This window comes from Stenotrophomonas sp. 3diitr2024 (assembly GCF_042136455.1).
GTDB classification, from domain to species: Bacteria; Pseudomonadota; Gammaproteobacteria; order Xanthomonadales; family Xanthomonadaceae; genus Stenotrophomonas; species Stenotrophomonas sepilia.
On record NZ_JBHHMJ010000196.1, the window covers coordinates 1 to 1,330 of the forward strand.

The 1,330-nt window shown below is 64.9% G+C and carries 1 protein-coding gene; it reads right to left on the bottom strand.

Annotated features, from left to right (window positions below; translation table 11 throughout):
- Positions 1–134 precede the first annotated feature (134 nt).
- Positions 135–1,256: an inorganic phosphate transporter gene (locus ABGA94_RS04520; protein ID WP_005416018.1), complete on the bottom strand. Its 1,122-nt coding sequence runs from the start codon at positions 1,254–1,256 to the stop codon at positions 135–137.
- Positions 1,257–1,330 lie beyond the last annotated feature (74 nt).

Consider the following 1,330-nt stretch of genomic DNA (forward strand, 5'->3'; position numbering starts at 1 on the left):
CAGGTCGGCACGCTTGGATACAGAGGAATGATCTGCCATGAAAAAAGCCCGCCGGTATCCGGCGGGCTTTTTCGTTTACCGGGATCAGATCCTTTTCCCGCAGGGAAAGGGCTCTGATCCCAAGGCCGTTGGCATCAGGTCCAGCCGAACATCTCGAACAGCTTCAGGATCAGGTACGCACAGCCGCCGGCGGCCGGGATGGTCAGGATCCAGGCCCAGACAATGCGCTCGATCACGCCGAACTTCAGCGAACGCGGGTTCTTGGCGAAACCGACGCCCATGATCGCGGTGGAGATGCTGTGCGTGGTCGAGACCGGCATGCCGAAGTGGGCCGCCAGGGTCAGGATGGTGGCCGAGCTGGTCTCCGCGGCGAAGCCGTGGATCGGGTGCAGCTTGACCATCTTGTGGCCGAGGGTCTTGATGATCTTCCAGCCACCCGAGGCGGTACCGGCAGCCATCACCACTGCACAGGTCAGTACGATCCACATGGCGATGCCGTCACCGGCGTGCGCGTCCGGGTGCATGAAGGCCAGCCAGGACGGCAGATCGTTCAGTGCGCCGGTGGCTTCGGCACCAATCAGGGTCATCGCGATGATGCCCATGGTCTTCTGCGCGTCGTTGTGGCCGTGGGCGAAGCCCATGTAGGCCGCCGAGGCGATCTGCGCCTTGCCGAAGAAGGCATTGACGATGCGCGGACGGGCCAGGCGGCCGATGGCGCCACCGACCTTGGCCAGGCCGGCGATCAGCGCCCACAGCAGCACCATCACCACGATGCCGAGCAGGAAGCCGGCGATCGGCGAGGTGATCATCGGCACGAACACCTTCCACAGCAGGCCCTTGTTCTGCGCCCAGCTGCCCAGGCGCTCCGACCAGATCAGCGCGTCCCAGTTGTTGTGGGCCGCGGCCAGACCGGCACCGCAGAGGCCACCGATCAGGGCGTGCGAGGACGAGGACGGCAGGCCCTTCCACCAGGTGATCAGGTTCCAGATGATGCCGCCCAGCAGGGCGCACAGGATCACCTGCGGAGTGACCTCGACCACGTTGGTGTTGAGCAGGCCCGAGGCGATGGTCAGCGCCACCGCCGTACCGGTCAGCGCACCGATGAGGTTCATGAAGGCGGCCAGCATCACCGCCCAGCCGGGCGAGAGCACCTTGGTCGCCACTACGGTGGCAATGGAGTTGGCAGTGTCGTGGAAGCCGTTGATGAACTCGAAGACGAGCGCGGCCAGGATCACCACCAGGACAAGGGTCAACATGCGGCGGCGTCCGTCAGCTGTTCTTCAACACGATCTGGTACGCCACCACGCCGGCCTCGCGGCAACGGTCGATG

Coding starts and splice junctions, on each gene's coding strand:
- ABGA94_RS04520 (WP_005416018.1), bottom strand. CDS start 1,256: ATGTTGACCCTTGTCCTGGTGGTGATCCTGGCCGCGCTCGTCTTCGAG.